Source organism: Ottowia flava (assembly GCF_008017535.1).
GTDB lineage: Bacteria > Pseudomonadota > Gammaproteobacteria > Burkholderiales > Burkholderiaceae_C > Ottowia > Ottowia flava.
This window is the reverse complement of sequence record NZ_VRUA01000018.1, coordinates 34086-60632: the sequence shown is the minus strand read 5'-3', so window position 1 is coordinate 60632 and position 26547 is coordinate 34086. Positions and strand designations below refer to the sequence as shown.

At 67.3% G+C, this 26547-nt stretch carries 21 protein-coding genes; 16 read left to right on the top strand and 5 right to left on the bottom strand.

Translation table 11 applies throughout. From position 1 onward, the window contains the following. Window positions 1-9 precede the first annotated feature (9 nt). The 13 genes from FVQ98_RS15785 to FVQ98_RS15725 all read left to right on the top strand — a co-directional run bounded on the left by FVQ98_RS15785 (window position 10) and on the right by FVQ98_RS15725 (window position 17540). Window positions 10-3309, top strand: coding sequence for an efflux RND transporter permease subunit (locus FVQ98_RS15785; RefSeq protein ID WP_147914410.1), 3300 nt, complete (start codon window positions 10-12; stop codon window positions 3307-3309). A gap of 24 nt (window positions 3310-3333) precedes the next feature. Then, the gene (locus tag FVQ98_RS15780; RefSeq protein WP_147914409.1) at window positions 3334-4623 is read left to right on the top strand and encodes an NAD(P)/FAD-dependent oxidoreductase; all 1290 of its coding nucleotides are present in this window, start codon (window positions 3334-3336) and stop codon (window positions 4621-4623) included. A gap of 59 nt (window positions 4624-4682) precedes the next feature. Beyond that, window positions 4683-4892 carry a YgaP family membrane protein gene (locus tag FVQ98_RS15775; RefSeq protein WP_147914408.1) on the top strand — a complete coding sequence of 70 codons (210 nt, stop codon included), beginning with the start codon at window positions 4683-4685 and terminating at the stop codon, window positions 4890-4892. 3 nt (window positions 4893-4895) lie between these two features. Next, window positions 4896-5255 carry a carboxymuconolactone decarboxylase family protein gene (locus FVQ98_RS15770; protein WP_370512970.1) on the top strand — a complete coding sequence of 120 codons (360 nt, stop codon included), beginning with the start codon at window positions 4896-4898 and terminating at the stop codon, window positions 5253-5255. Further along, a complete protein-coding gene (locus tag FVQ98_RS15765) occupies window positions 5252-6739 on the top strand; it encodes a TolC family protein (protein ID WP_147914406.1) in 1488 nt (495 codons plus the stop codon). The genes FVQ98_RS15770 and FVQ98_RS15765 overlap by 4 nt, the downstream gene beginning before the upstream one ends. Before the next feature lie 91 nt (window positions 6740-6830). Then, window positions 6831-7031: a YgaP family membrane protein gene (locus FVQ98_RS15760; protein ID WP_147914405.1), complete on the top strand. Its 201-nt coding sequence runs from the start codon at window positions 6831-6833 to the stop codon at window positions 7029-7031. 247 nt (window positions 7032-7278) lie between these two features. Continuing rightward, complete coding sequence (locus tag FVQ98_RS15755; RefSeq protein WP_147914404.1) at window positions 7279-9108, top strand: FAD-dependent oxidoreductase; 1830 nt, start codon at window positions 7279-7281, stop codon at window positions 9106-9108. Next, a complete protein-coding gene (locus FVQ98_RS15750; protein ID WP_147914403.1) occupies window positions 9105-10934 on the top strand; it encodes a 2-oxoacid:acceptor oxidoreductase subunit alpha in 1830 nt (609 codons plus the stop codon). The genes FVQ98_RS15755 and FVQ98_RS15750 overlap by 4 nt, the downstream gene beginning before the upstream one ends. 7 nt (window positions 10935-10941) lie before the next feature. Then, window positions 10942-11997, top strand: coding sequence for a 2-oxoacid:ferredoxin oxidoreductase subunit beta (locus FVQ98_RS15745; RefSeq protein ID WP_147914402.1), 1056 nt, complete (start codon window positions 10942-10944; stop codon window positions 11995-11997). Window positions 11998-12497: 500 nt separating this feature from the next. After that, entirely contained in the window at window positions 12498-13007 is a 510-nt protein-coding gene (locus FVQ98_RS15740; protein ID WP_147914401.1) for a MarR family winged helix-turn-helix transcriptional regulator, read from the top strand. Continuing rightward, on the top strand, window positions 13004-14461 hold the full coding sequence (locus tag FVQ98_RS15735; protein WP_255507818.1) for an efflux transporter outer membrane subunit: 1458 nt from the start codon (window positions 13004-13006) through the stop codon (window positions 14459-14461). Before FVQ98_RS15740 ends, FVQ98_RS15735 begins: the two co-directional genes overlap by 4 nt. 50 nt (window positions 14462-14511) lie before the next feature. Beyond that, on the top strand, window positions 14512-15906 hold the full coding sequence (locus tag FVQ98_RS15730) for an HlyD family secretion protein (RefSeq protein ID WP_147914400.1): 1395 nt from the start codon (window positions 14512-14514) through the stop codon (window positions 15904-15906). A gap of 77 nt (window positions 15907-15983) precedes the next feature. Then, window positions 15984-17540, top strand: a complete 1557-nt coding sequence (locus tag FVQ98_RS15725) for a DHA2 family efflux MFS transporter permease subunit (RefSeq protein WP_147914399.1) — start codon at window positions 15984-15986, stop codon at window positions 17538-17540. 19 nt (window positions 17541-17559) lie between these two features. Here FVQ98_RS15725 and rsxB read toward each other — a convergent pair whose 3' ends face one another. Both rsxB and FVQ98_RS15715 read right to left on the bottom strand, forming a co-directional pair. After that, on the bottom strand, window positions 17560-18216 hold the full coding sequence (gene rsxB, locus FVQ98_RS15720; RefSeq protein ID WP_147914398.1) for an electron transport complex subunit RsxB: 657 nt from the start codon (window positions 18214-18216) through the stop codon (window positions 17560-17562). A gap of 120 nt (window positions 18217-18336) precedes the next feature. Continuing rightward, window positions 18337-19977: a polyhydroxyalkanoate depolymerase gene (locus FVQ98_RS15715; RefSeq protein WP_147914397.1), complete on the bottom strand. Its 1641-nt coding sequence runs from the start codon at window positions 19975-19977 to the stop codon at window positions 18337-18339. Window positions 19978-20218: 241 nt separating this feature from the next. On the opposite strand from FVQ98_RS15715, the gene FVQ98_RS15710 reads away from it, so the two are divergent. The 3 genes from FVQ98_RS15710 to FVQ98_RS15700 are packed head-to-tail and all read left to right on the top strand — an operon-like array spanning window position 20219 to window position 22813. Continuing rightward, window positions 20219-21022 carry an MlaE family ABC transporter permease gene (locus tag FVQ98_RS15710; RefSeq protein ID WP_147914396.1) on the top strand — a complete coding sequence of 268 codons (804 nt, stop codon included), beginning with the start codon at window positions 20219-20221 and terminating at the stop codon, window positions 21020-21022. 7 nt (window positions 21023-21029) lie between these two features. Further along, window positions 21030-22124: an MlaD family protein gene (locus FVQ98_RS15705; protein ID WP_147914395.1), complete on the top strand. Its 1095-nt coding sequence runs from the start codon at window positions 21030-21032 to the stop codon at window positions 22122-22124. Next, window positions 22121-22813, top strand: coding sequence for a hypothetical protein (locus FVQ98_RS15700; RefSeq protein ID WP_255507817.1), 693 nt, complete (start codon window positions 22121-22123; stop codon window positions 22811-22813). The genes FVQ98_RS15705 and FVQ98_RS15700 overlap by 4 nt, the downstream gene beginning before the upstream one ends. Window positions 22814-22907: 94 nt before the next feature. Here FVQ98_RS15700 and FVQ98_RS15695 read toward each other — a convergent pair whose 3' ends face one another. From FVQ98_RS15695 to FVQ98_RS15685, 3 genes are all read right to left on the bottom strand, one after another. After that, on the bottom strand, window positions 22908-23681 hold the full coding sequence (locus FVQ98_RS15695) for a ferredoxin--NADP reductase (protein ID WP_147914394.1): 774 nt from the start codon (window positions 23679-23681) through the stop codon (window positions 22908-22910). A gap of 136 nt (window positions 23682-23817) precedes the next feature. Further along, on the bottom strand, window positions 23818-25527 hold the full coding sequence (gene recJ / locus FVQ98_RS15690) for a single-stranded-DNA-specific exonuclease RecJ (protein WP_147914393.1): 1710 nt from the start codon (window positions 25525-25527) through the stop codon (window positions 23818-23820). Then, complete coding sequence (locus FVQ98_RS15685) at window positions 25524-26507, bottom strand: hypothetical protein (RefSeq protein WP_187265762.1); 984 nt, start codon at window positions 26505-26507, stop codon at window positions 25524-25526. Before FVQ98_RS15685 ends, recJ begins: the two co-directional genes overlap by 4 nt. Window positions 26508-26547: the final 40 nt, after the last annotated feature.

Here is a 26547-nt window from a genome sequence, read left to right as displayed (position 1 = left end):
GCCAGATCGATGTCGGCTTCACCTTCTTCCGCACGCCTGGGCATTTCTGGTCGGCTGGCGGCGTATTTCCAGTCGGCGCAGATCACCCCTTTGCTGGCGCTCGTGGCCTTTCTGCTGGGCCTGTTCGCGGTGATGGTGACGCCGCGTGAGGAAGAGCCGCAGATTGATGTGACCATGGCCAACGTCATCGTGCCGTGGCCGGGCGCCAGCGCACGCGATGTCGAGGCGATGGTCGCCACGCCCGCCGAGCAGGTGCTCTCGCAGATGAGCGGCGCCGAACACGTGATGAGCGTATCGCGCTCGGGTGTGGCGGTGCTCACGGTGCAGTTCAAGGTGGGCGTGCCGCGCGAGACGGCCGTGGTGCGCCTGCACGACGCCGTGGCTGCACATGCCGACTGGCTGCCGCAAGGGCTGGGCGTGATGCCGCCCATCGTGAAACCCAAGGGCGTGGACGACGTGCCCATCGTCACGCTCACCTTGCACAGCACGCGCGAAGACACAGGGGCAAGCGACCTGGAGCGCATCGCGCACAGTGTGGAGATTGAACTCAAACGCGTCGCCGGAACCCGTGAGGTCGTGACGGTGAGCGGGCCGGGGCGCGCGGTACGCGTGGACGTTGATCCGGCACGGCTGGCCGGCGCGGGCGTCACGCTGCCCGAACTGCACGCGGCGCTGGCGTCCGCCAACCTGGGCTTGCCGTTGGGTGACCTGACTGCCGGCAATCGCGCCATCGCGCTTGAAACAGGCGACCATTTGCGCAACGCGCGCGACGTCGCCAACCTGGTCGTCGCCACGCGTGGTGAAAAGCCGGTTTACCTGCGCGAGGTGGCCGAAGTGCGCGACGGCACGCCTACCGCAGCGCGCTACGTCTGGCACGGTGAGATCCGCACGGTGAATGGCGAACGGCAGACCGTTGAACATCCGGCGGTCACACTGGCCATCACCAAGAAGCCTGGCGAGAACGCCATTGACGTCGCCAGCGGCTTGATGGCGCGCGTGGATGAATTGCGCAACACGGTGCTCCCAGCCGATGTGGAGGTCACCACCACCCGCAACTATGGCGAAACCGCCAGCGACAAGGCGCAGACGCTGATTCGCAAGCTGTTGTTCGCGACGCTGTCCGTGGTCGCGCTGGTGTTCTTTGCGCTGGGCCGGCGCGAGGCGGTGATCGTTGGCACGGCGGTGATCCTCACGCTCACAGCGACGCTGTTTGCGTCGTGGGCCTGGGGCTTCACGCTCAACCGCGTATCGCTGTTCGCGCTCATTTTCTCCATCGGCATCCTGGTGGACGACGCCATCGTCGTCATCGAAAACATCCACCGCCACCAATTGCTCGAGCCCGGCAGGCCGCTGCGCGAACTGATCCCCGGAGCGGTCGACGAGGTCGGCGGTCCGACCATTCTGGCCACGCTCACGGTGATCGCCGCGCTGCTGCCGATGGCGTTCGTCAGCGGCTTGATGGGCCCTTACATGAGCCCAATCCCCATCAATGCCAGCATGGGCATGTTGTTGTCGCTCTTGATCGCCTTCATGGTGACGCCTTGGCTCGCTCGCCTGTGGATGAAAGCAGCCAAGGTGCACAGCGACGGGCATGTGGCCGGCCATGGCCTGACGCGCTGGCTGGCGCCGGTCTTCCGGCGCATCTTCGGCGCGCTGCTGGATACGCGGCGGGGGCGGCTGAACCGAGGTCTGCTGGGGCTGACGACGGCGGGGCTCATTGCTGTGTCCGTGCTGCTGCCAGTCGTGGGGCTGGTCGTGCTGAAGATGCTGCCCTTTGACAACAAGAGCGAATTCCAGGTGGTGGTCGACATGCCCGCCGGCAGCCCGCTCGAAGCGACGGCGGCGGTCTTGCGCGAGATCGGCGCCCATCTGACCACCGTGCCGGAGGTCACTCACTACCAGGCTTACGTGGGTACCGCGAGCCCGATCAATTTCAACGGCCTCGTGCGCCAGTACTACCTGCGCGCGGGCGGTGACATGGGCGATGTGCAGGTCAACCTGGTCGACAAGTCGCAACGCCACGAGAAGAGCCACGCCATTGCACTGCGGGTGCGGCCCGCGCTCGCGGCCATCGGGCAGCGCCATGGCGCCAGCGTGCAGGTCGTGGAGGTGCCACCCGGGCCGCCGGTCATGGCGCCCATCGTCGCCGAGATCTACGGTCCTGACGAAGCCGGTCGGCGCGACGTCGTGCACGCCGTGCGCCGCGTGTTCGAGGCAACGCCAGGCGTGGTGGACGTGCACGACACCACGTTGGTGGATGCACCCCGCACCCTGCTGCTGGTGGATCGGCGCAAGGCAGCGCAGCGGGGCGTCAGCCAACAAGCCGTTGCGCAAACACTGCGCATGGGCCTGTCGGGCGACGCTGCAACCTACCTGCACGACCAGAGTCGCTACCCCGTGCCAGCGCTGATTCAGCTGCCGGACGAACTTCATGGCGACCTCGACGCGCTGCTGCAGCTTCAGGTGCGCGGGGCCACGGGGGCGCTGGTGCCCATCCGCGAGTTGGTCACGGTGACCGACACGGTGCGCGAGCAGCCTCAGTTCCACAAGGACCTGCTTCCCATGGCGATGGTCATGGGCGACATGGGTGGCGCCAAGGCCGGCGACCTGGACAGCCCGCTCTACGGCATGTTCAAGATGCGCACTGCGCTGGCCGAACTGAAGATGCCCGATGGCGGCCAACTGGGCGAGTACTTCATCCGTCAGCCGTCCGACCCGTACCGGGGCTACGCGCTCAAGTGGGATGGCGAATGGCAGATCACTTACGAGACCTTCCGCGACATGGGTGCGGCGTACGCCGTTGGCCTGATCCTCATCTACCTGCTGGTGGTGGCGCAGTTCGGCTCGTACCTGATGCCGCTGATCATCATGGCGCCCATTCCGCTTACCGTGATTGGCGTGATGCCCGGACATGCCTTGCTGCGGGCGCAGTTCACGGCCACCAGCATGATCGGGATGATTGCGCTGGCGGGGATCATCGTGCGCAACTCGATCCTGTTGGTGGACTTCATCAACCTTCAGCTCGCACAGGGCGTGCGGCTGGAAGAGGCCATCGTGCAGAGCGCCATCACACGCGCCCAACCCATTCTGCTGACGGGCCTCGCGGCCATGATCGGTGCGCTCTTCATTCTGGGCGATCCCATCTTCAACGGCCTGGCCATTGCGCTGATCTTCGGCATTCTGGTGTCCACCGTGCTCACCCTGGTGGTGATCCCCACGCTTTACTACATGGCGTACCGAAAGCAGTACGCCAGCCCACAGGCATCCGGTCCGGGCGATCAGGTCGGCGCACGGTCCGAGGCGCAGTAATCCACCCTTGGAGGAGACAAGACCATGGCACACATTGTGGTACTGGGCGCGGGGATCGGGGGCATGCCCGCCGCGTATGAGTTGCGCGCGCTGCTGGGCAAGGAGCACCGCATCACCGTCGTCAGCGCCAACGACTACTTTCAATTCGTTCCGTCCAACCCCTGGGTGGCGGTCGGCTGGCGCAAGCGCAGCGACATCGTGCTGTCCATTGCGCCGGTGCTGGCCAAGCGCGGCATCGAGTGCATCGTGCAGCGCGCGGTGTCGATCGATGCGGAGGCCAACCGCCTCACGCTGGCCAACGACCAGGTCGTGAACTACGACTACCTCGTCATCACCACCGGCCCCAAGCTCTCGTTCGACGAGGTGCCGGGTGCGGGGCCGCACGGCGGCCATACCCACTCCGTGTGTACCGTGGACCACGCCGAGCGCTGGTGGGCCGACTACCAGAAGTTTCTGGAAGATCCGGGCCCGCTTGTCATCGGCGCGATGCCGGGGGCGAGCTGCTTTGGCCCCGCCTACGAGTTCGCATTCATCGTGGCCGCCGATCTGCGCAAGCGCAAGCTGCGCCACAAGGTGCCGATCACGTACGTCACGTCGGAGCCGTACATCGGCCATCTCGGTCTGGCCGGGGTGGGCGACAGCAAGAGCATGCTTGAGAGCGACCTGCGCAACCAGGACATCCGCTGGATCACCAATGCGCGGACGACGCGGGTTGAACCCGGCAAGCTGTTCGTGACCGAGCTGACGGACACTGGCACCGTCAAGGCCGAGCACGAGCTGCCGTTCAAGCTTTCCATGATGCTGCCCGCGTTCAAAGGGGCGGACGCCGTGGCCGCTGTGCCGAAGCTGTGCAACCCGCGCGGCTTCGTGCTGGTGGATGCCCACCAGCGCAGCCCGGCGTACCGCAATATCTTCGCGGCGGGCGTCTGTGTGGCGATTCCGCCCGTCGAAGTCACGCCGGTGCCCACGGGCGCACCCAAGACGGGCTACATGATCGAGACGATGGTCAGTGCCATCGCGCACAACATCGCCGCCGACCTGGCTGGCGAGCCCGCCACGGCCAAAGGCACCTGGAACGCCATCTGCCTGGCCGACATGGGCACCACAGGCGCGGCCTTCGTCGCGCTGCCGCAGATCCCGCCGCGCAACGTCAACTGGTTCAAGAAGGGCAAATGGGTGCACTTGGCGAAGGTGGCCTTCGAGAAGTACTTCATCCGCAAGATGAAGGCGGGCACCTCCGAGCCGGTGTACGAGAAGTACGTGCTCAAGTCGCTGGGCATCCTGCGGCTCGAGCACCCAAATACTACCAAATAGATAGCTGCTTGCGCACGTTGCGCAAGCGCTGGAACCACTTTTTACTTAGGAGAATTGACATGACATCCTGGCAAGCCGTGCGCACCATCGGTGGCGCCTTCATCCTGCTCTCGCTCGCGCTGGGCGTTCAGGGCAGCCCGATCTACCAATCGTCCAACTGGTTGTGGTTCACCGTGTTCGTCGGCGCCAACATCATGCAAAGCGGCCTCACGAAGTGGTGCATGCTCGAGACGATCATGCGCAAGCTCGGCCTGAAGGCCGGTGCCTGAGGAGTGCCGATGACCAAGAGCTATCAGGCCATCATCGCCGAGACCACTGCCAATGTGGGCAAGCTGCGCAAGGACATTCCCGATGTCATGCAGGGCTTCTACGCGCTCTCGGGCGCTGCGGGCAAGGCCGGCGCGCTGGACGAGAAGACCAAGGAGCTGATCGCCACGGCGCTGTCGGTCGCGGCGCGCTGCGATCCCTGCATCGGCTACCACGCCAAGGCGCTGGTTCGCCTGGGCGCCACGCGCGCCGAGCTGGAAGACGTGCTCGGGATGTGCATCTACATGGGCGGTGGCCCATCGCTGATGTACGCCGCCGCTGCGCTGGGCGCCTACGAAGAATTCGGGGGCGAGAAACCGGCATGACGTTCGACGCCTCGGCGCGGTGCCGTTCCGCGCGCCCGCTGGTCCGCGCCATGCTGCTCGCCCTGGCGGCGTTGCCCGCAGTGGCCATGGCCGAAAACCTGCTCACGGTCTGGCAGGCGGCTGCGCAGCATGACCGGGCGCTGAACGTGGCGCGCGCCGAGCACACAGCCGGGCAGACCTTGCGCGAGCAGGCCGCGGCGCTGTGGCGCCCCACCGTATCGCTCGGCTTGGGCGCGGGCGCTGGGGCACAGCACACGCGCATGGAGGGCGCGCATTTCTCGGCGCCGGGCATGGGCGCGGCCAACGGGGTCGATTTTGGCCTGGACATGCATTCGGGTCTGGCCACGCGCGCTGCGCTGGAGGCGCGCCAGCCCATCTTCAACCGCAGCCGCGACGCGGCCCGTGCGCAGCTGGAGCTGGGTGCCGAGGTGGCCAACAGCACCTGGCGCGAGGCCCGTCAACAGCAGGTGCTGCGCACGGCCGACGGCTATTTCAACCTGGCGCTGGCGGACGAACGTGTACGTTTGGGCGAACGGCAGGCCGAAGCGGTCGCCCGTTCGCGTACCGAGGCGCATGAGCGCTTCGAGTTGGGCGATGTGCCCGTCACCGATACGCATGAGGCCGACGCGGCGCTTGCCAGTGTGCGTGCGCAGTTGGAGGCAGCCCGGCTGCAACAGGCGTTGGCTCGCCAGGCGTTGGCCGACGGCACGGGCCTGGCAACGCCGCGCGCGCAGCTGCCGGGGCAGATAGCCGCCGCGGCGGGCTCGTTGCAAGACTGGCTTGACGCGGCGATGGCGCAGAACCTGCGGGTCAGGCTGGCTGAGCAGGGCGTCGCGCTGGCCGAGCACGAAGCACGAAAACGCCGAGCCGCCAGCGGCGTGACGGTGGATCTTGTCGGACAGGCGTCGTTCGACCGCGTCGGCGGCACGGGCGGCCACGCCGCGACCAGCCGCAGCCACGGTGCGATGGTCGGCGTGCAGGTCAACATCCCCATCTACGACGGTGGCATGGCCGGTGCGCAGGCGAGCGAGAGCGCGCGCCGTATTGAAAAGGCGCACGCACAGCTGGAGCTGGCGCGCGAGCAGGTTGCAGAGCAGGTGCGCGCGTCCTGGCTGGGCTGGCAGGCAGGCGAGGCCCGCTTGTTGGCGCTTCAGGACGGCTTGAAGGCGAGTGCCGCCCGCCTGGACGCCACGCGTGTCGGGCGCGCGGTGGGCGATCGCACGCTGATGGACGTGTTCCAGGCCGAGAACGATCACGCCGCCGCCGCCTTGGTGCTGGCCGAGGCGCGCGTGGGCCAGGTGTTGAACCGGTTGAGACTGGCTGCGCTCGCCGATCGCCTTGACGACGGCGTGATGGCCGAAGCCAACGCGAGTCTGATGTCAGACAAATCCATCGCGAGCGGTGCCGCCGAAGATCGTGGAGCCACGCGATCCCGGGACTTGGTGTCGCCAACGGCTTCTCGAACGCGCAGAGGTGCTCAATGAGCAGCGCGGCACTTTTTTCCACGGGTGTGTGTCGCCATGTCGAGCGAATGCAGCCCATTTGCCAGCAGAGTTTTTCACGAAAGGAAGCACCATGAAATTGAACGTAGGTGGTATCGACCGCATTCTTCGCATCGTCGTCGGCCTCGTGCTGATCGGACTGGCCGCCACCGGCACCGTGGGCTGGTGGGGTTGGCTGGGCGTGATCCCGCTGGCGACCGGGCTGTTCCGTGTCTGCCCGGCGTATTCGCTGCTGGGCCTCAACAGCTGTCCGTTGCACGGCCCGAAGCACTGAACCGGGGCGCGGCGCCGCGCCAGACGGCGGCGTGACGGTGACGCGCCTCCGGGCGAAGGCTGGCGTACGCATCGGTGAAGCCAGAAAGGGCAAGCCTGCGCGCGCGCCGAGTCGATAGGCTTGGTCGCGGAACGTGTCGCTCGCGCGTCGCAGGTGCAGGCCGCGGCGCTTCTGCTGGGCGTAGACTAGCGGTCGCCCCAGCCAGAAGACCACAGCCCGGGCGCGGCGGGGCGCTAGGAGACACGCATTGCAGCCGACGAATACTGCTGATCCGACCTATTTCCACAAGGTCGTGGATTGCCAATGGGCGTGCCCCGCCCACACCCCCGTTCCCGAATACATCCGCTTGATCGCGCAAGGCCGTTACGGCGATGCGTACATGGTCAACTGGGTGTCCAACGTCTTTCCCGGCATCCTGGGCCGTACGTGCGACCGCCCGTGCGAGCCCGCCTGCCGACGCGGGCGCGTGGAGGAAGAGAACGCCGCCAAGCCCGAACCGGTGGCAATCTGCCGTCTCAAGCGTGTGGCGGCCGATTTCAAGGAGGACGTCGTTCCGCGCATGCCGCGGTCGGCGCCGTCCAACGGCAAGCGCATCGCGTGCGTGGGCGCGGGCCCCTCGGCGTTGACGGTTGCGCGCGATCTGGCGCCGCTGGGCTACGAGGTCACGGTGTTCGATGGCGAGCGCAAGGCCGGTGGGTTCATGCACCAGCAGATTCCGCGCTTTCGCCTGCCCGAAAGCGTGATCGACGAAGAAACCGGCTACGTCTTCGCACTGGGCCCGCAGTTCCGGGCGGGCGAGCGCATCGGGTCGATGAAGGCATTGCTCGCTGAAGGCTACGACGCCGTGTTTGTCGGCTGCGGCGCGCCGCGCGGGCGCGACCTGGATCTGCCCGGCCGGCAGGAGGCGGCCAGCCACATCCACATCGGCATCGACTGGCTGGCGTCGGTCTCGTTCGGCCACGTCACGTCGATCGGCAAGCGCGTCATCGTGCTGGGCGGCGGCAACACGGCGATGGACTGCTGCCGTTCGGCGCGCCGTCTGGGCGGCGAAGACGTCAAGGTCATCGTGCGCTCGGGCTTTGACGAGATGAAGGCCTCGCCCTGGGAAAAAGAAGACGCCCAGCACGAAGGCATCCCCATCATCAACATGCATGTGCCCAAGGCGTTCGTCCACGAGGGCGATCGCCTGACGGGCATGATGTTTGAAGTGGTGCGCGCCGAGTACGACGCCAAGGGCAAGCGCAAGCTGGTGCCCACCGGTGAGCCGGACGCCTTCTTCCCGTGCGACGACGTGCTGGTCGCCGTTGGCCAGGAAAACGCCTTCCCCTGGATCGAGCGCGATGCCGGTATCGAGTTCGACGATTGGGGGCTGCCCGTGCTGGGCGCCGACACCTTCCAGTCGTCGCTGCCCAACGTCTTCTTCGGTGGCGACGCGGCCTTTGGCCCCAAGAACATCATCACCGCCGTGGCGCACGGCCACGAGGCGGCGGTGTCCATCGACCTCTTCCTCACCGGCCAGAACGTCGCCGAGCGGCCCGGGCCGCGCACCAACCTGGTGTCGGAAAAGATGGGCATCCACGAATGGGCCTACGACAACGACCCCTCGAACGACCTGCGCTACGCCGTGCCGTGGGCCAACGCCGAGAAGGCACTGGCCAGCATCAAAGTGGAGGTGGAACTGGGCTTTGACGCGCGCACCGCACTCAAGGAGGCCGGCCGCTGCCTGAACTGCGACGTGCAGACCGTGTTCGCGCCCAAGCTGTGCATCGAGTGCGATGGCTGCGTGGACATCTGCCCGATGGATTGCATCACCTTCACCGCCAATGCGGACGAGGCCACCCTGCGCAAAGAGCTGAATGCGCCCGCCGAAAACACCGAGCAGGCGCTGTACGTGTCGCCCGAATTGAAGACCGGACGCGTGCTGGTCAAGGACGAAGACGTGTGTCTGCACTGCGGCCTGTGCGCCGAGCGCTGCCCGACCGGCGCGTGGGACATGCAGAAGTTTCTGCTGTGGACGGCAAAGGCCGGGGGCGCTACCAATTCGGTAGCTGGTTGCGCTGATAGGACGCCGATATGAAGCAGATTGAAGGCATCAACGACTTCGTTGTCAAGTTTGCCAACGTCAACGGTTCGGGCTCGGCCAGTGCCAACGAACTGTTCGCCAAGGCGATCCTGCGCATGGGCGTGCCGGTCAGCCCGCGCAACATCTTCCCGAGCAACATCCAGGGGCTGCCCACCTGGTACGAAGTGCGCGTCAGCGAGAAGGGCTACCTGGGCCGGCGCGGCGGCATCGACCTGATGGTGGCGATGAACCCGCAGACCTGGGCGGCCGACCTGGAGGAGATTGAACCCGGCGGCTACCTGTTCTACGACAGCACGCGCCCGCGTCTGCCGTCGGAGTTGCGCGACGACATCACCGTCATCGGCATGCCACTGACCGAAATCTGCAACGCCGTCTATTCCGACCCGCGCCAGCGCCAGCTGTTCAAGAACATCGTGTATGTGGGCGCGCTGTCGGTGCTGCTCGACATGGACGCGCAGGTCGTCGAAGCGCTGCTGGCCGAGCAGTTCAAGGGCAAGGAAAAGCTGATTGCCTCGAACGTGCAGGCGCTCAAGCTTGGCCGGGACTTCGCCACCGAGCACCTGAGCTTTCCCCTGCCGATCCGCGTACAGCGCGCCCATCGGGTGGGTCAACGCATCTTCGTGGATGGCAATACCGCGGCGGGCTTGGGCGCCGTGTACGGCGGTGCCACGGTATGCGCGTGGTACCCGATCACGCCGTCCACGTCGGTGGCCGAGGCGTTCATGGAGTACTGCGCCGAGTTCCGCGTCGACGCCGAGGGGCGCCACAACTACGCCATCGTGCAGGGCGAGGATGAGCTCGCTTCGATTGGCATCGTCGTTGGCGCGGGCTGGAACGGCTCGCGCGCTTTCACGGCGACGTCCGGCCCCGGCATCTCGCTGATGACCGAATTCATCGGGCTGGCCTACTTTGCCGAGATCCCCATCACGCTGGTGAACGTGCAGCGCGGCGGCCCGTCCACCGGCATGCCGACGCGCACCCAGCAGGCCGACGTGCTGGCCTGCGCCTACGCGTCGCACGGTGACACCAAGCACGTCTTGCTGTTCCCTGAAGACCCGCGCGAATGCTTCGAGCACACGGCCACCGCGTTGGACCTGGCCGACCGCCTGCAGACGCCCGTGTTCGTCATGACCGACCTCGACATCGGCATGAACCAGCGCCTGTGCGAGCCTTTCACGTGGGACGACGCGCGCGACTACGACCGCGGCAAGGTCATGACCGCCGAAGACCTGGAGCACAAGGACTTCGGCCGCTACAAGGACGTGGACGGCGACGGCATTCCCTGGCGCACGCTGCCCGGCACGCACCCCACGCGCGGCAGCTACTTCACGCGCGGCACCACGCGCGATGCCTATGCCCGCTATTCCGAGCGCGGGCCGGATTACGTCTACAACGTGCAGCGCCTGTTGGCCAAGTTCGCCACCGCCGCCGCGCTGGTGCCGCAGCCGGTGCCGCGCCCGGCGGCCAAGCGCACGCGGTTGGGCGTGATTTTTTATGGCTCCACCAGCCCAGCCATGCACGAGGCGCTGGATGTACTGTCGGGCCACGGCATTCATGTCGATGCATTGCGCCTGTGCGCGTTTCCGTTCCCCGACAGCGTCAAGGAGTTCATCGACGCGCACGAAACCGTGTTCGTGGTCGAGCAGAATCGCGACGCGCAATTGCGCAGCCTGCTGGTGAACGAGTTGGAAATCAACCCCGCCAAGCTGTGCAAGGTGCTGCATTACGATGGCACGCCGATCACCGCGCGCTTCATCACGCAATTCATCACCGACCACGTGCACGAAGCCGTCGTGGCGCCGGTCGACAGCAAGTTCTGAGGCCGTCATGACCTACATCGCCAAACCCCGCCTGCACCACCCGTCGCTGGGCAAGAACAAGGTCGGCTACACGCGGCGCGACTACGAAGGCAAGGTGTCCACGCTGTGCGCCGGCTGCGGGCACGACTCGATCTCGGCCGCCATCATCCAGGCCTGCTGGGAGATGGACATCGAGCCGCACCGCGTGGCCAAGCTCTCGGGCATCGGCTGCTCGTCCAAGACGCCCGACTACTTTTTGGGCGCCAGCCACGGCTTCAACACCGTGCACGGGCGCATGCCCAGCGTGCTGACGGGCGCCAACCTGGCCAACCGCGACCTGCTGTACCTGGGTGTGTCGGGCGACGGCGATTCGGCTTCCATTGGCCTGGGCCAGTTCGCGCACGCCATGCGGCGCAACGTCAACATGGTCTACATCGTCGAGAACAACGGTGTGTACGGCCTGACCAAGGGCCAGTTCTCGGCCACCGCCGACAAGGGGAGCCAAAGCAAGAAAGGCGTGGTCAACGCCGACAGCCCGGTTGATCTGGTGGGGCTGGCGATGCAGCTGGGCGCCAGCTTCGTCGCGCGCAGCTTCTCGGGCGACAAGGAGCAGATGGTGCCGCTGATCAAGGCGGCCATGGGCCACGGCGGCGCGGCCTTCATCGACATCATCAGTCCCTGCGTGACCTTCAACAACCACGCAGGTTCCACCCGCAGCTACGACTGGGTGCGCGAGCACAACGAGGCCGTCAGCGGCATCGACTTCATCAGCCCGCGCGATGAAATCACGGCCACCATCGCCCCGGGCGCCGTGGTGGATGTCGAACAACACGATGGCACCGTACTGCGCCTGCGCAAGCTGCACACCGACTACGACCCGACCGACCGCGTCGCGGCCATGAGCTACATGCACGCTCGCGCGGCCGAGGGTGAGCTCGTCACCGGCCTGCTGTACGTCGAAGACGAGGCGGGCGACCTGCACACGGCGCAAAACACCAGCAGCCGGCCCCTGAACAGCCTGGGTCGCACCGACCTGTGCCCTGGCACCGCCGCGCTGGACCAGTTGAACGCCAGCTTTCGCTGAGCTTCGCCGACCGCCGGCGGCGCGGACCGACCGGCTTAAACCCGTGCGCTGACGGGCGAGCGCACGGCTTGCCGCTGCGGGAGGCGCATGCCGACCTGTCTGCGCTCACCGCGCTCGCGCTGAGGCGCTGGCGGCCACCAGCTTGGCTCGCGGTGGCCTGGATTTGAAGCAAATGAGGCGATAGCCCTACATTAGTCAATGCGAGGCGCTCCTTTATTGAGAGCAAACGCCGGCGAACACGGCCAGGCCGTCAGCCCGGACGGCCTCCGCCACCACGCTGCGCCGGACGATCCGCGGGCCAAGCGCACCTCTGTGTGACTGCATGTCCGCGCGTCGTGGGAACGCGGCGCGGTCTGGGGCGCACGCTATCGGTCGGTTGTCACATAGCTGAAAACCCTGATTTCAGCGTGCCTACGCAGATTTCGCTTGGTCAATGTTTGCCTAGGCAAATAAAATCGCGCCCCTCAATTGCCCACTCCAGTTCTGGTATTCCTGCCACCATGGATTCGCGTGTTCCCAAAGACGGGTCATCACCCGTGGCCAAAACCTACTACGTTGCCGGCGAATGCCGACCGGAAGACGGTTTGCTGCTGTTGCTGCGCCATGCGCAACTGGCCATCGCCCAGCGCGTGGCGGACGAAACGGCGCTGGGCGGCTCCACCATTCCGCAGTGGTTACCGCTGCACAAGGTCCACTGCGGCCAGGCCAATACGGTGGCGGATTTGGCGCGCAAGTGCACCGTCGATGCGGGGTCGATGACCCGCTTGCTCGACCGGCTGGAAAACAAGGGGTTGTGCCGCCGCGTGCGGTCCGAAACCGACCGGCGTGTTGTCCACATCGAGCTGACGCCTGAGGGCGAAGAAGTCGCGCGCAGCGTGCCGGCGGTGTTGAGCCGCGTCTACAACGCCGCGCTGCGCGACTTTACCCATGACGAATGGCACCAATTGCAGGACTTCCTGCGCCGGCTGCGCACCAACGCCGAGCAGGCGCCGAACCAGGAGACGCCATGAATTCTCGTCCAGCAATGCACCTCTCGACAGCGGCCGCACTGGCGGCGCTGCTGCTGGCCGGTTGCGCCAACATGCAGGGCATCGACACCACGGCGCAACTGCGCGACGCATCCACGCTCGGCCTGGCCGCGCCGGTCGAAGCGCTCAGCCCCGCGCCGGATTGGTGGACCGCGCTGGGCGACCCGCAGCTGGACCGCGTGGTGGGCGAGGCGCTGGCCGGCAACCCCAACTTGCGTGTGGCCGCGGCGCGTGTGACCAAGGCGCGCGCAGCGCAGGCGATCGCCGAATCGGCCTACGCGCCGCAAGTCAACGGCGCCGTCGACATCAACCGCCAGAGCTTTTCCAGCAACTACATCTACCCGCCGCCGCTGGGCGGGTCGACCCAGACGCTGGGCAACCTGCAGATCAACGGCGGTTGGGAGATCGACTTCTTCGGCAAGCACGAGGGCAGCCTGAACTCGGCCATCGGCCAGTTGCACGCGGCCGAGGCCGAGGCCGATGCCGCGCGTGTGCTGCTGGCGACCAACGTGGTGCGCGCCTACGTCAAATGGGCGGCGCTGAACGACCAGTACACGGTGGCCGGGCGGGCGTTGTCCCAACGGCAGGAAATGCTCAAGCTGGTCGAAGACCGCGTGCGCGCCGGTCTGGACAACCAGCTGCAGATGCGCCAGAACGAGACCGGGCGCGCCGATTCGCGCACCCAGATGAGCGCGTACGAGCAGCAGCAAGACGCCGCCCGCAACGCGCTGGCCGCGCTGCTGGGCCAGCCGTACCTGGACGCGGCCGTGCAGCCGCCGCGCCTGTCGCAATTCAAGACCCTGGCCGTGCCGCAGCAGATGGATGCCAACTGGCTGGCGCGCCGCGCGGACATCGTCGCCGCGCGCTGGCGCGTGGAGGCGGCGCGCGGTGAAGTGCAGGTGGCCAAGTCGCAGTTCTATCCCAACATCAACCTGGCGGCCTTCATCGGCTTTCAAAGCATCGGCCTGGGCAACCTGCTCAAGGGCGACAGCTTCCAGTGGGGCGTGGGTCCGGCGATCCGCCTGCCGATCTTCGAGGCTGGCCGGCTGCGCGCCAACCTGAGCGCCAAGACTGCCGACGTCGATGCCGCCATCGAAACCTACAACGCCACCGTGATCGACGCCATGCGCGACGCCGCCGACCAGTCGCAGGCCGTGCGCGCCGTCGATCGCCAGCGCAGCGAACAGGCCGTGGCGCTGCGCTCGGCCGAAGGCGCCTACGACATCGCACTGCGCCGTTACAAGGGCGGCCTCGGCACGTACCTGGACGTGCTGACGGCCGAAACCGCTGTGCTGGCCCAGCGCCGCGCCCGCGTCGACCTGGAAGCCCGCGCGTTCGACGCGCAGATCGGCCTGGCGCAGGCCATGGGTGGGGGCTGGCAGCCGTCGCCCGAGCTGACGCCGCCGATGGCGCAGACGGCCAGCGCGCAACCCTGACGCAACGCATGCGCCGCCGTTCCGAACCGAATTCGTCTCCTCCAAAAACCATGTCAAACATCGACCAAACGCCTGTCACACCTGCGCAACCAGCTCCTGAAAGCGCAGCAGTTCAGGTCGACGAAACCCCCCGCTCGCGCGGTATGAACCCCAAGCGCAAGCGCGCGTTGCTGCTGCTGACCACGGTGGTCGTGCTGGGCGGTCTGGCCTGGGGCGTGTACGACTGGCTGGTGCTCAGCCATTTCGAGGACACCGACAACGCCTACGTGCAGGGCAACGTCATTCAGATCACGCCGCAGGTCGGCGGCACGGTGACGGCGATCATGGCCGACGAGACCGACCGCGTTGAAGCCGGCCAACCGCTGGTCAAGCTGGACGCGGCCGACGCCAACGTCGCCTTGTCGCAGGCCGAGGCCGCGCTGGGCCAGGCGGTGCGCCAGGTGCGCACGCTGTACGTCAACAACGCGGGTCTGGCCGCGCAGGTGCGCCTGCGCGAGGCCGACGTTGCCAAGGCCCGCAGCCAGCTGGCGACCGCGCAGCAGGACCTGGGCCGGCGCCAGGCGTTGACGCAGGGCGGCGCTGTGTCGGGCGAAGAACTAGCGCATGCGCGTGCGCAGGTCACCAGCGCCCAGACGGCGGTGGAGGCCGCTCAGGCCGCCGTGGTGGCCGCGCGCGAACAACTCAGCAGCAACCGCGCGCTCACCGATGGCACACCGATCGAGCAGCACCCCAGCGTGCAGGCCGCCGCTGCCAAGGTGCGCGAAGCCTGGATCGCCGCGCACCGCATGACGCTGCCGGCGCCCGTGTCCGGCTACGTCAGCAAGCGCAACGTGCAGCTGGGCCAGCGCGTGGCGCCGGGCGCGCCGCTGATGGCGGTGGTACCGCTGGACGCGCTGTGGGTCGATGCCAACTTCAAGGAAAACCAGCTGCGCAACCTGCGCGTGGGCCAGCCCGTCAAGCTGGTGGCCGACGCCTATGGCAGCAAGGTCGTGTACGACGGCAAGGTCGCGGGCTTGGGTATCGCGACCGGCGCAGCGTCGGCGCTGCTGCCGGCGCAGAACGCCACCGGCAACTGGATCAAGGTGGTGCAGCGCGTGCCGGTGCGCGTCACGCTGGACCCGGCTCAGCTGAAGTCGCACCCGCTGCGCGTCGGCCTGTCGATGGAAGCCAAGGTCGACATCGCCGACCAGAGCGGGGCCGATCTGGCGTCTGCAGCGCGCACGGGCGACGCCGCCCGCACGCAAGTCTTTGCTGAAGCCGACAGGGGTGCAGACGAGCGCGTGCACACCATCATTGCGCAGAACATGGGCCGCACGCTGTCACCAGAGCAGCCCACAGCGGCCAGCGGCGCTGCGTCGGCTGCTGCGCCCGCGGGCCCGGTCAGCGCCCACCGTGCAGCGGCCGAGCGCCACGCGGGTCAGGCGCGCACTGGTCGCGATGGCTGAGAGTTGTCTGCGAACACGCTTCTAATTTGATAGCTGCCTGCGCTGATCAGGTCTGCGTTTGAAACGGATTTAGTCCCATGGCCGCTCCTCAGGCTCCGATGGCCCATCCGCCGCTGACGGGCAGCACGCGCGTGCTCGGTACGTTGGCGCTGTCGGCGGCCACGTTCATGAACGTGCTGGATTCGTCCATCGCCAACGTGTCGCTGCCCGCGATCTCGGGCGACCTGGGCGTCAGCACGGTGCAGGGCACCTGGGTCATCACCAGTTTTGCCGTGGCCAACGCGATCTCGGTGCCCCTCACGGGCTGGCTGACCCAGCGCCTGGGCCAGGTGCGGCTGTTCATCGGCAGCGTGCTGCTGTTCGTGCTGGCGTCCTGGCTGTGCGGGATGGCGCCCAACATGACCCTGCTGATCGCCTTCCGCGCGCTGCAGGGCTTTGTCGCCGGTCCGATGATTCCGCTGTCGCAGACGCTGCTGCTGTCGAGCTACCCGCCGGCCAAAGCCGGGCTGGCGATGGCGATGTGGTCGATCACCACCCTGGTCGCGCCGATCATGGGGCCGCTACTGGGCGGCTGGATCACCGACAACATCAGCTGGCCCTGGATCTTCTACATCAACGTGCCGGTGGGCATCATCGCCGCGGGCGCCACTTGGATGATCTACCGCGAACGCGAGACCGCCACGCGCAAGCTGCCGATCGACACCGTGGGCCTGGCACTGCTGGTGATCTGGGTCGGCTCGCTCCAGCTGATGCTGGACAAGGGCAAGGAGCTGGACTGGTTCCACTCGCCGCTGATCATCGGTTTCGCCGTGGTCGCCGTCGTCGGCTTGGCCTTTTTCCTGGTGTGGGAGCTGACCGACGAACACCCGGTGGTGGACCTGTCGCTCTTCAAACGGCGCAATTTCTGGGCGGGCTCGCTCGCCTTGTCGGTGGGCTACGGGCTGTTCTTTGGCAACGTGGTGCTGCTGCCGCTGTGGCTGCAGCAGTTCATGGGGTACACGGCGACGCAGGCGGGCATGGTGATGGCGCCGGTGGGCTTGCTGGCCATCGTGCTGTCGCCGATCATCGGCCTAACCATCAGCCGGGTCGACCCGCGCATCTACGCCAGCCTGTCGTTCGTTGTGTTTGCTCTGGTGCTGTGGATGCGCTCTCATTTCACGACCCAGACCGACTTCGCCACCATCATGGTGCCCACCATCATCCAGGGTATCGCCATGGCAGGCTTCTTTATCCCGCTGGTGACGATCACGCTGTCGGGGATTGAGCCCTCGCGCATCCCGGCGGCCTCAGGCTTGTCCAACTTCACCCGCATCACCGCCGGTGCCATGGGGACGTCGATCGCCACCACCGTGTGGGAAGACCGCGCCGCCATGCACCATGCACAGCTGGCGGAGGCCATCAACAACGGCAGCCCGGTGGCCGTGGAAACGCTGCGTCAGCTGGAAGCCGGTGGCATGAGCCACCAGCAGGCGCTGGGCGTCGTCAACAACCTGCTGACGCAGCAGGCCTTCATGCTGTCAACGCAGGAAGTGTTCTACGGCTCGGCCGTGCTGTTCCTCGGCCTGGTCGCCGTGGTGTGGCTGGCGGGTCGCCCCAAGGGCGGTGCCTCGGCCGATGCGGCAGGCGCGCACTGAGGGGCTCGGCTGGTCGCCGTCAGCCTGCAGGCGGCCGCTTGGCCCGCGCCCGAGCGAGCGCGGCTTCGATGGTGGCGCGCTTGCGGTCGAGTTCGGCAGGGGTACCCTTGACCAGTTCGGGCAGACGGGCCAGCTTGTCCTTGGCCTTGGCTTCAAGTCTTTCTGACTGCTCACGCTCACTGCGCAAGCGGCGGCTGCTCGTCATTTCATAGCGACGGCGTGCGTCGTCGGCCTGGTCCTGGCGCCAGGCCTGCCAGCCGGTACGCTCGCCAGTGACGTTCTCCAGCGCGATGCAATCCACGGGGCAGACCGGCAGGCACAACTCGCAGCCGGTGCATTGCGCCTCGATGACCGTGTGCATGCGCTTGTTGCCGCCAACGATGCAATCGACCGGGCAGGCCTTGATGCACAGCGTGCAACCGATACACCAGGCCTCGTCGATCCAGGCGACGTGTCGCGGCCCTTCGGCGCCGCATGCCGGGTCGATCGGGCGTTCTGGCTGCCCGGTGATTTCGGCTAGGCGCCGCACGCCTTCGGCGCCGCCAGGCGGGCATTGGTTGATGCCCGCGCCGCCCGAAGCGATGGCCTCGGCGTAGGCCGCGCAATCCGGGTAGCCGCAGCGCGTGCATTGCGTTTGCGGCAGCACGGCCAGTACGCGCTTTGCCAACGCGGGCATGTCATCGGGTGCGGAAGTCATCGGTACGCGCGAGGCAAAGGCAACGCCCGCTTGAGCGGGCGTTGATTGTCATGTTCGGCTTGGGTGCGCACCGGGCAGGCGTTCACCCAAGCGCCGCTGTCAGCGGGCGGTAGTGCGACTGCGCTTGGCGGCAGGCTTGGGGGCGGCCTTGGCCTCCACCTTGGCGGCGGGGCGTGCGGCGCGGGTATCGCGGGTCGCGCGTGCCAACTGGCGGGTGGCGTTGGCGGTCACCGTGGCCTTCGGCGCGGCGCGGCGGGGACGCGCCGCGCGAGGCGCGGGGGGCACCAGGTCGATGTCGACCACCACCGGTGCCAGCAACGGAGCTGCCAGCACCAGCGCATCTGCCGATTCGGCTTCCGGCGGTCCTTCCACCGGATCGACGTGCAAGTGGCGGTCATCCGATTCGCGCTCGGCCACCACTGCGCGCTGCGCAGCGACCCGCTCGGGCGTGGCAATGTCTTCTTCGGCGGCAGCGCGGGCGTGGAAGTCGGCGATGAAAGCCTTGATCTGTGGGTAGACCACGGTGCGCCAGCGCCGGCCGCTGAAGATGCCGTAGTGGCCTGCGCCCTTGACCTCGAGGTGATCACCCTCGCGGCGCTCGATCTTCTTGCACAGGTTGTGCGCCGCGCGCGTCTGGCCAGCGCCGGAGATGTCGTCCAGTTCGCCTTCGACCGTCAGCAGGGCGGTCGTCGTGATGTCCTGCGGGCGCACGCGTTCGACCTCACCCGCAGGGGAGCGAACGTCCCAGGTGCCGTGCACAAGGTTGAAGTCCTGAAACACCGTCTTGATGGTCTCCAGGTAATAGTCGGCGTCCATGTCGAGCACGGCGTTGTACTCATCGTAGAACTTGCGGTGCGTCTCGGCGCTCGACTGGTCGCCCTTGATCAGGTCGCGGAAGTAGTCGTAGTGGCTGCTGGTGTGGCGGTCGGGGTTCATCGCGATGAAGCCCGCGTGCTGCAGGAAGCCCGGGTAAACGCGGCGGCCGGCGCCGGGGTAGTTCGGCGGCACGCGGTAGATCACGTTGTTCTCGAACCATTCGAAGCTGCGCTGTACGGCCAGATCGTTCACCGCGGTGGGCGACTTGCGCGCGTCGATCGGGCCGCCCATCATGGTCATCGTGATCGGGGTTTTTTCGCCGCGCGAGGCCATCAGCGATACGGCGGCCAGCACCGGTACCGTGGGTTGGCACACGCTGATCACATGGCAGTTGCCGTATTTGCTCTGCAGGTGGCGGATGAATTCCTGCACGTAGTTCACGTAGTCGTCCAGGTGGAATTCCCCTTCGGACATCGGCACCATGCAGGCGTTCTTCCAGTCGGTGATGTAGACCTTGTGGCCTTCCAGCATGGTGCGCACGGTGTCGCGCAGCAGCGTGGCGTAGTGGCCCGACAAGGGCGCCACCACCAGCACGGGCGGCTGGCCCTTGAGCTTTTCCAGCGTCGGCGGATCGTCCGAAAAGCGCTTGAAGCGGCGCAGTTCGCAGAACGGCTTGTCGATCTCGACGCGCTCGTCAATGGCGACTTCCACACCATCGACCGGAACCTTGCGAATGCCGAACTCGGGCTTTTCGTAGTCCTTGGCCAGCCGGTAAAACAGCGAATAGGCTGCCGATATGCGCTGGGCCAGAGGCGTCTGGCCGACCATGGAGTGCGAGTTGCCGAACAGCTTGGAGGCGGCTTCCGCCATTCCCGCGAACGGCTCGAGCAGCGAGCGTTGCGCTTCGTAGATTTGATAGAGCATGGGCAATTGAGAAAACGCAAGGCAATTTGTTGCAACGCAATATAGCTCAGCTTCGGTAGAAATGCAGTTGGTTGTAACCACTAATTGCGCGTAGGAGCGATCGCGCACAGATGGAGTGAAAAGTTCACAGGTTCGGGGGACAAAGGCTCGCGAACGCGTGGCTTTCTGGGCACAGGACAGCGGTTGTCTGGCCGCGGTCGGCACGCGTTGCCTCACGCCCTCACGGGTATCATGCCCGCCCATGACCTCCGGCTTCTCGCTGTACGACTGGCTGATGGGCCTCGGGCGCGGGCTGTTGCGCTGGGTGCTGGGCTGGTGGATCGTGGTGTTCATCGGCGCGCAACTGGCGGTGCTGGCGTTTTCGCCGTCCAGCTACCGGCGCGAGTCGCGCGGCGTGGTGATGCGCCAGCTTTACTACGCAGCCGGACCGGGTTTGCCCGGTTTCACCACGCTGATGGCGCTGTTCAACGTGGTGCTGATCCGCATTCTGGTCGTCACGGCGTTTGCCTACGGCCTCACGCAGTACGCGCTGGATGCCGTGGTGCGCGTGCTGATTCTCGAGCTGATCCCGCTGATCGCCGCGCTGTTCGTGGCCGTCGAATACACCATTCCCGGCGGCTCCGAGCTGTACAAGCTGCGCCGCAGCGGCGAGCTGGAGGCCATGCGCACGCGGGGCATCGACCCGCTCAGCCGCGAAGTGCTGCCGCGCGTGCTGGCGGGCATCTTCGCGGTGCTGCTGCTGGCGCTGCTCAGCTGCCTGCTGTCGCTGCTGCTGGCCTACGTGGCGGTGCATGGCTTCACCAGCGCAGGCGTGGCTTCCTACAACCACGCGGTGGGCAACATCTTCAACCCGGTGGTGTCGATGATCTTTACGATGAAGACGCTGGCTTTCGCCGTGGCCGTGTCTCTGCTGCCGGTCGCCAACGCCCTGCGCGACATGCCGCGCCGCCCGTCCCGCACCAGCGTGGAGCTGCAGGGCCTGGTGCAGATGTTCGTGCTGATGCTGGTGATCGAGATCGCCTCGCTCGTGGGCAACTACTATTGAGCGCGCGATGATCGATACCCCCCGACCCCCGCCACCGGACGAGCCCGCCAATCCGCCCAGCCTGCCTGAGCCGAAGGCGCCGCGCCTGTCCGCCGCCGCTGAGGAACTGGCCCACGCCGCCCCGGTGCCGCCGGCCAGCCGCTGGTCGGTGCGCCGGCTGGAAGTGCGCGCTGGCCTGCTGCTGCTTTTGATGGTGCTGCTGGTGGCCGGCTCGGTGTTCTACCTGCTCTGGGTGCGCGGCGCGTTCGAGGCCACCCAGAAGCTGTACCTGACCACCGACGATTCGGAGGGCGTGGTCGTCGGCATGGACATGACGTTCTCGGGCTTCCCGGTCGGGCGCGTCAGCCGGATAGAGCTGGCCGACCAGGGCCAGGTACGCATCCACGTGGAAGTGCCGGTCAAGTCGGCGCACTGGTTGCGCGTTTCCAGTGTCTACACGCTCGAAAAAGGCATCGTCGGTGCGGCGCGGCTGCGCGCCTTTACCGGCATCCTGGACGACCCGCCCCTGCCCGTGGACGCCGAGCGCGTGGTGCTGCGCGGCGACGTGTCGGCCGAAATCCCCAAGATGGTGGCCGATGCGCGCGATGTGCTGCAGAACGTCAACCAGCTCACCTCGGCCGAATCGGCGCTGTACGGCTCGCTCAACGAGTTGCGCACCTTCACCCAGCGCCTGAACAGCAACAAGGGCGGACTGGTTGCTGCCATGACCGGCAACGAGGCCGACGCGAAGCAGGTCGCCGAGCTGCTGTCGCGCACCAACCAGCTGGTCAAGAACCTCGACGGCGTGGCCGTTCGCGTCGATGGCGTGGTGCGCAAGGCCGACCAGCAGGTGCTGGGCAAGGACGGGCTGGTCACCGACGCGCAGGTCGCCGTGCGCGAATTGAACAAGCTGCTGCAGGACGCGCGCCAGACCGTGGTCAAGGTCGACGCGGTGCTCAAGGAAGTGCAGGGCGTGGCCGGCAACGCGCGGGAGGCCACCGACAACCTGGGCGACTTGCGCAGCGATGTCGAAGCCAGCCTGCGCAAGATCGACGCGCTGATCACCGACCTGAACCGCAAATGGCCGTTTGCGCCCAAGGACAAGGAGGTGAAGCTGCCATGAGCCGCAATGCCGCTTCGCTGGTACCGCCGACGCGGTGGTCGATTGCTATGGTTATCGCAGCTGCCTGCGCAGTTGCAGCCTGCGCCAGCGGCCCGAAAGTGCCTGACTGGAAGGTCAACTCCATCGGCCATGTCGAACGCTTCACCGAAGCCTATCTGAAGGGCGACGCGCGCGTCGAGGCGCGTGAATTCGAGCTGGCGCGCAGCGAGACCGCGCGCACGGGTCGGCCGGAGCTGGTGGCGCGCATCGAGTTGAACCGCTGCGCCGCGCACGTGGCCAGCCTGGACTTCGACCCTTGCTCCGGCTTCGAGCCGCTGCGTGCCGACGCGGCTGCGCCGGAACTGGCCTACGCCGCCTACCTGGACGGCCAGCCGCTCAGCGCCGCACAGGTCGCGCTGCTGCCCGAACAGCACCGCGGGGTGGCCGGCGCGAATACAGCCGCGCTTCCGCCTGAGGACGACCCGTTCGGCCGCTTGATTGCCGCCGGCGTGCTGATGCGCCGCAGCCAGGCCACGCCCGACGTGGTGGCCGCGGCGGTCGACACCGCATCGGCGCAGGGCTGGCGCCGTCCATTGCTGGCTTGGCTGGGGGTGCAGGCGCGTCTGGCCGAGGCGCGCGGCGACCTCCAGGAGGCCGAGCGCGTCAAGCGCCGCATGGATCTGGTGCAGCCGCCAGCGCCGAAGCGCTGAATTTTGCTATGGTTTGAGTAGCTTGCGGCGCAAGTGGCTGTAAGGCTACAAACCGTTTCTCTTAAAAAACAGGCTGCACGCACCAGCGCCCGGCTTACTGGTCGACGAAGGCGCGTTCGACCACATAGTCGCCCGGCGTCGTGGTGTTGCCTTCGTTGAAGCCGCGCTTTTCCAGCACTTCCTTGATCGACTTGAGCATCTGCGGGCTGCCGCACAGCATGACGCGGTCGGTCGTCGGGTTCAGTTCCGGCAGACCGAGGTCGCGCGCCATCTGGCCGTTTTCGATCAGGTCGGGAATGCGGCCCTGCGTCGGAAACTGCTGGCGCGTCACCGTGGGGTAGTACTTCAGCTGCTGCCTGACCATCTCGCCCAGGAATTCGTGCTCGGGCAATTCCTGCGTGATGTAGTCGCGGTAGGCCAGCTCGCTCACCAGGCGGCAGCCGTGCACCAGGATCACTTCCTCGAATTTCTCGTAGGTGTCCGGGTCGCGGATGATGCTCATGAAAGGCGCCAGACCCGTGCCGGTGCCGAACATGTACAGGCGCTTGCCTGGCAGCAGGTAGTCGATCAGCAGTGTGCCCGTCGGCTTGTGGCCCACGATCACCTTGTCGCCCGGCTGGATGCTCTGCAGGCGGCTGGTCAGCGGGCCATCGGGCACCTTGATGCTGAGGAATTCCAGCGTTTCTTCGTAGTTGGCGCTGGCAATGGAGTACGCCCGCAGCAGCGGCTTGCCGTCCACCCGCAGGCCGATCATGGTGAAGTGGCCGTTCGAAAAGCGCAGGCTGGTGCTGCGTGTCGTCGTGAACGAGAACAGGCGGTCGGTCCAGTGGTGGACGGTGAGGACTTCTTCTTCGTCGAAAGCGGCCATGGTCGTTGCATGCCCGCGCGGCGGCGGGCGGGTTCATCCAGGGGGAAACAGCTATTGTCGCACTGCAACATAGATGCTTGCGCTCTATGCATATGCGCTGTCGCGATAAGCGGCGTCGCGCCGCCGGGGCAGCGGTTCAGCCCGCGGCGCCTTCCACCAGCAGCCTCACCCGCCGCACGCCCTGCCATTCATCCGTCTCCAGCCGAAAGGCTAGGTGCGCGCGCGGTGGCAGCGGCTCGGTGTGACCAAACCAGATGCCGTCGACGGGCTGGCCCTGGTGGCGCAGCTTCAGCGCCAGGTGGCGCTCGCCCACAAGGCGTTGGCTAATGATCTCGACTTCCTCGCTGAACACCGGCGGCGCAAAGCCCTGGCCCCAGACGGCCTGGTGCAGCGTATCCACCACGTCGGCGCGGCGGTATTCGGGCGGCAGTGGCCCATCGGTTTCGATGCGGCGCGTCAGCGTCGCTTCGTCCAGCCATTCGGCGGCGACCTGCTGCAGGGCCTGATCGAAGGTGTCGAAGTGCTCTTCGGCGATGGTGCAGCCGGCCGCCATGGCATGGCCGCCAAACTTCAGCAGCACGCCGGGGTGGCGCTTGGCCACCAGGTCCAGCGCGTCGCGCAGATGAAAGCCGGCGATCGAGCGGCCCGAGCCCTTCAGTTCATGCTCGTGCCCCGGCGCGGCACTGGCGGCGAACACGAAGGTCGGGCGGTGCAGCTTGTCCTTCAGGCGCGCGGCCACGATGCCGACGACGCCTTCGTGGAAGTCCGGGTCGTAGACCGCCAGGGCGGACGGCGGTGCTTCGCTGTCGTCGAACAGGCCTTCGGCGATCTCCATCGCCTGGTCGCGCATGCCGCCTTCGATCTCGCGGCGTTCGCGGTTGATGGCGTCCAGCTGGCGCGCCAGTTCGTCAGCGCGCGCGGCGTCGTCGGTGCGCAGCAGCTCGATGCCCAGCGTCATGTCGGCCAGGCGCCCGGCGGCGTTGATGCGCGGGCCCAGTGCAAAGCCAAAATCGAAGGTGGTGGCCTTGGGATAAGCGCGGCCAGCTACCGAAAACAGAGCATTCATGCCCGCCGGCAGCTGCCCGCCGCGGATGCGCTTCAGCCCTTGCGCGACCAGGCGGCGGTTGTTGGCGTCCAGCCGCACGACGTCGGCGACGGTGCCCAGGGCGACCAGGGGCAGCAAGGTATCAAGCTTCGGTTGCTGACCGTCTGGCCATACGCCCCGCGCCCGCAGCTCGGCCCGCAGCGCCATGAGCACGTAGAACATCACGCCCACACCGGCCAGCGACTTGCTGTCGAAACCGCAACCCGGCTGGTTGGGGTTGACGATGACGTCGGCGCTGGGCAGTTCTTCGCCCGGCAGGTGGTGGTCGGTCACCAGCACTTTCAGGCCCAGCGCCTGCGCGCGCGCCACGCCGGCCACGCTGGCGATGCCGTTGTCGACGGTGACCAGCACCTGCGCGCCGGTGGCGGCCACGCGCTCGGCGATCGGCGGCGTGAGGCCGTAGCCATCCACCACGCGGTCGGGCACCAGATAGCCGACGTTGTCAGCGCCCAGCAGCGCCAGCCCGCGCAGGCCCACGGCGCAGGCGGTGGCGCCGTCGCAGTCGTAGTCGGCCACGATGCAGATGCGCTCGCCCGCGGCGATGGCGTCGGCCAGCAGCACGGCGGCTTCGTGTGCGCCCTTCAGGCCGGTGGGCGGCAGCAGGCGCGCCAGGCCCTCGTCCAGATCGTCCTGCGTGCTCACGCCGCGCGCGGCGAACAGGCGCGCCAGCAGCGGGTGCACGCCCGCCTGCTCCAGCGCCCAGGCGGCGCGTGGCGGTACTTCACGTACTTCAATTTTCATAGCTGCTTGCGCAATTCCATCAAGGTCGGGCGGCCGAAAAGGCTTGAAACTCTGGACCAGAGGCCGCTGCCGGACGGGGCGAGCGTCACGGCGCGTTCGGGCCCGCTCAGCGTCAGCTGCACCGGCACCCCGGCGCGCAGCGAGGCCAGCAGCTCGGCCGCCTCGCCCCGGTCGATCGCCTGCCAGGCGGCGGCTTGGGTGGCGGGGTCCTGCGCGGCAGCGCCTTGCGACAGCTGCGGTGCCACGCGCACGCCGGGCGCGGGTGGCAGCGGCGCGTCCAGCGCGCCCGCGCCGTGCACCCAGACGGCGTTGATCGGCCAGCGCCGTGCCGCTTCGCGCACCTGGCTGACGGGGTGGGTGGCCAGCACCATTTCAAGCTCGCTCAGCAGCCGGGCCAGCTGGCGTTGCTGCGCCGGGTCGTCGGCGCGCGCCAGTTCGGTGCGGGTCAGCAGGCGGCCGGCGGCGCGTTCGGGGGCGGGGGCGAACAGGTGGCGCAGCAGTTCGCCTTGGGCCAGCCAGGCGCCGGGGAAGGCGTGGCGCAGCGTCAGGCCGTCGTCGGTCAGCAGCGGCGCGACCGCGGCCATCAACTGCTCGGATTCTTCGGCGCTCAGCTCCAGCTGGTCCAGCCCGATCAGCTGCACGTCGTCCATGCCCATCTGCAGGTGGGCCGGGCGCAACCAGGCGCAGGGCGTGCCCACCGTGCCGCTTTCAAACGCGGCCCAGGGCAGGCGGCCGGGCTCGCCGGGCAGGCCGTTGGCGCGGGCGACCGCCAGGGCGTGCGGCGTTTCCGGGCTGCCTTCGTCGCAGGTCAGGGTGTGGGTCGGGCGCAGGCGCGCCAGCAGCGCGTCCAGGTTGGGCAGCGGTGGCAGGGGCGGCGCGTCGGCGTCCGCAAGCTGGGGCAGCGGCGCCGCATCGGCGATCAGCAGATGCCGCAGCGGGGCGGGTGCCGCCTGGGAGTCGGGTGAGTAAGCAGACATCACGAGCGTATTGTCCAAGATGCCACAATGCGTGCTTCGCCCC

What these genes read in the sequence shown, in the direction of transcription:
- FVQ98_RS15785 (WP_147914410.1), top strand. Translation starts at nt 10, where the DNA reads ATGTCGGCTTCACCTTCTTCCGCACGCCTGGGCATTTCTGGTCGGCTG.
- FVQ98_RS15780 (WP_147914409.1), top strand. Translation starts at nt 3,334, where the DNA reads ATGGCACACATTGTGGTACTGGGCGCGGGGATCGGGGGCATGCCCGCC.
- FVQ98_RS15775 (WP_147914408.1), top strand. Translation starts at nt 4,683, where the DNA reads ATGACATCCTGGCAAGCCGTGCGCACCATCGGTGGCGCCTTCATCCTG.
- FVQ98_RS15765 (WP_147914406.1), top strand. Translation starts at nt 5,252, where the DNA reads ATGACGTTCGACGCCTCGGCGCGGTGCCGTTCCGCGCGCCCGCTGGTC.
- FVQ98_RS15760 (WP_147914405.1), top strand. Translation starts at nt 6,831, where the DNA reads ATGAAATTGAACGTAGGTGGTATCGACCGCATTCTTCGCATCGTCGTC.
- FVQ98_RS15750 (WP_147914403.1), top strand. Translation starts at nt 9,105, where the DNA reads ATGAAGCAGATTGAAGGCATCAACGACTTCGTTGTCAAGTTTGCCAAC.
- FVQ98_RS15745 (WP_147914402.1), top strand. Translation starts at nt 10,942, where the DNA reads ATGACCTACATCGCCAAACCCCGCCTGCACCACCCGTCGCTGGGCAAG.
- FVQ98_RS15740 (WP_147914401.1), top strand. Translation starts at nt 12,498, where the DNA reads ATGGATTCGCGTGTTCCCAAAGACGGGTCATCACCCGTGGCCAAAACC.
- FVQ98_RS15735 (WP_255507818.1), top strand. Translation starts at nt 13,004, where the DNA reads ATGAATTCTCGTCCAGCAATGCACCTCTCGACAGCGGCCGCACTGGCG.
- FVQ98_RS15730 (WP_147914400.1), top strand. Translation starts at nt 14,512, where the DNA reads ATGTCAAACATCGACCAAACGCCTGTCACACCTGCGCAACCAGCTCCT.
- FVQ98_RS15725 (WP_147914399.1), top strand. Translation starts at nt 15,984, where the DNA reads ATGGCCGCTCCTCAGGCTCCGATGGCCCATCCGCCGCTGACGGGCAGC.
- rsxB (WP_147914398.1), bottom strand. Translation starts at nt 18,216, where the DNA reads ATGCCCGCGTTGGCAAAGCGCGTACTGGCCGTGCTGCCGCAAACGCAA.
- FVQ98_RS15715 (WP_147914397.1), bottom strand. Translation starts at nt 19,977, where the DNA reads ATGCTCTATCAAATCTACGAAGCGCAACGCTCGCTGCTCGAGCCGTTC.
- FVQ98_RS15710 (WP_147914396.1), top strand. Translation starts at nt 20,219, where the DNA reads ATGACCTCCGGCTTCTCGCTGTACGACTGGCTGATGGGCCTCGGGCGC.
- FVQ98_RS15705 (WP_147914395.1), top strand. Translation starts at nt 21,030, where the DNA reads ATGATCGATACCCCCCGACCCCCGCCACCGGACGAGCCCGCCAATCCG.
- FVQ98_RS15700 (WP_255507817.1), top strand. Translation starts at nt 22,121, where the DNA reads ATGAGCCGCAATGCCGCTTCGCTGGTACCGCCGACGCGGTGGTCGATT.
- FVQ98_RS15695 (WP_147914394.1), bottom strand. Translation starts at nt 23,681, where the DNA reads ATGGCCGCTTTCGACGAAGAAGAAGTCCTCACCGTCCACCACTGGACC.
- recJ (WP_147914393.1), bottom strand. Translation starts at nt 25,527, where the DNA reads ATGAAAATTGAAGTACGTGAAGTACCGCCACGCGCCGCCTGGGCGCTG.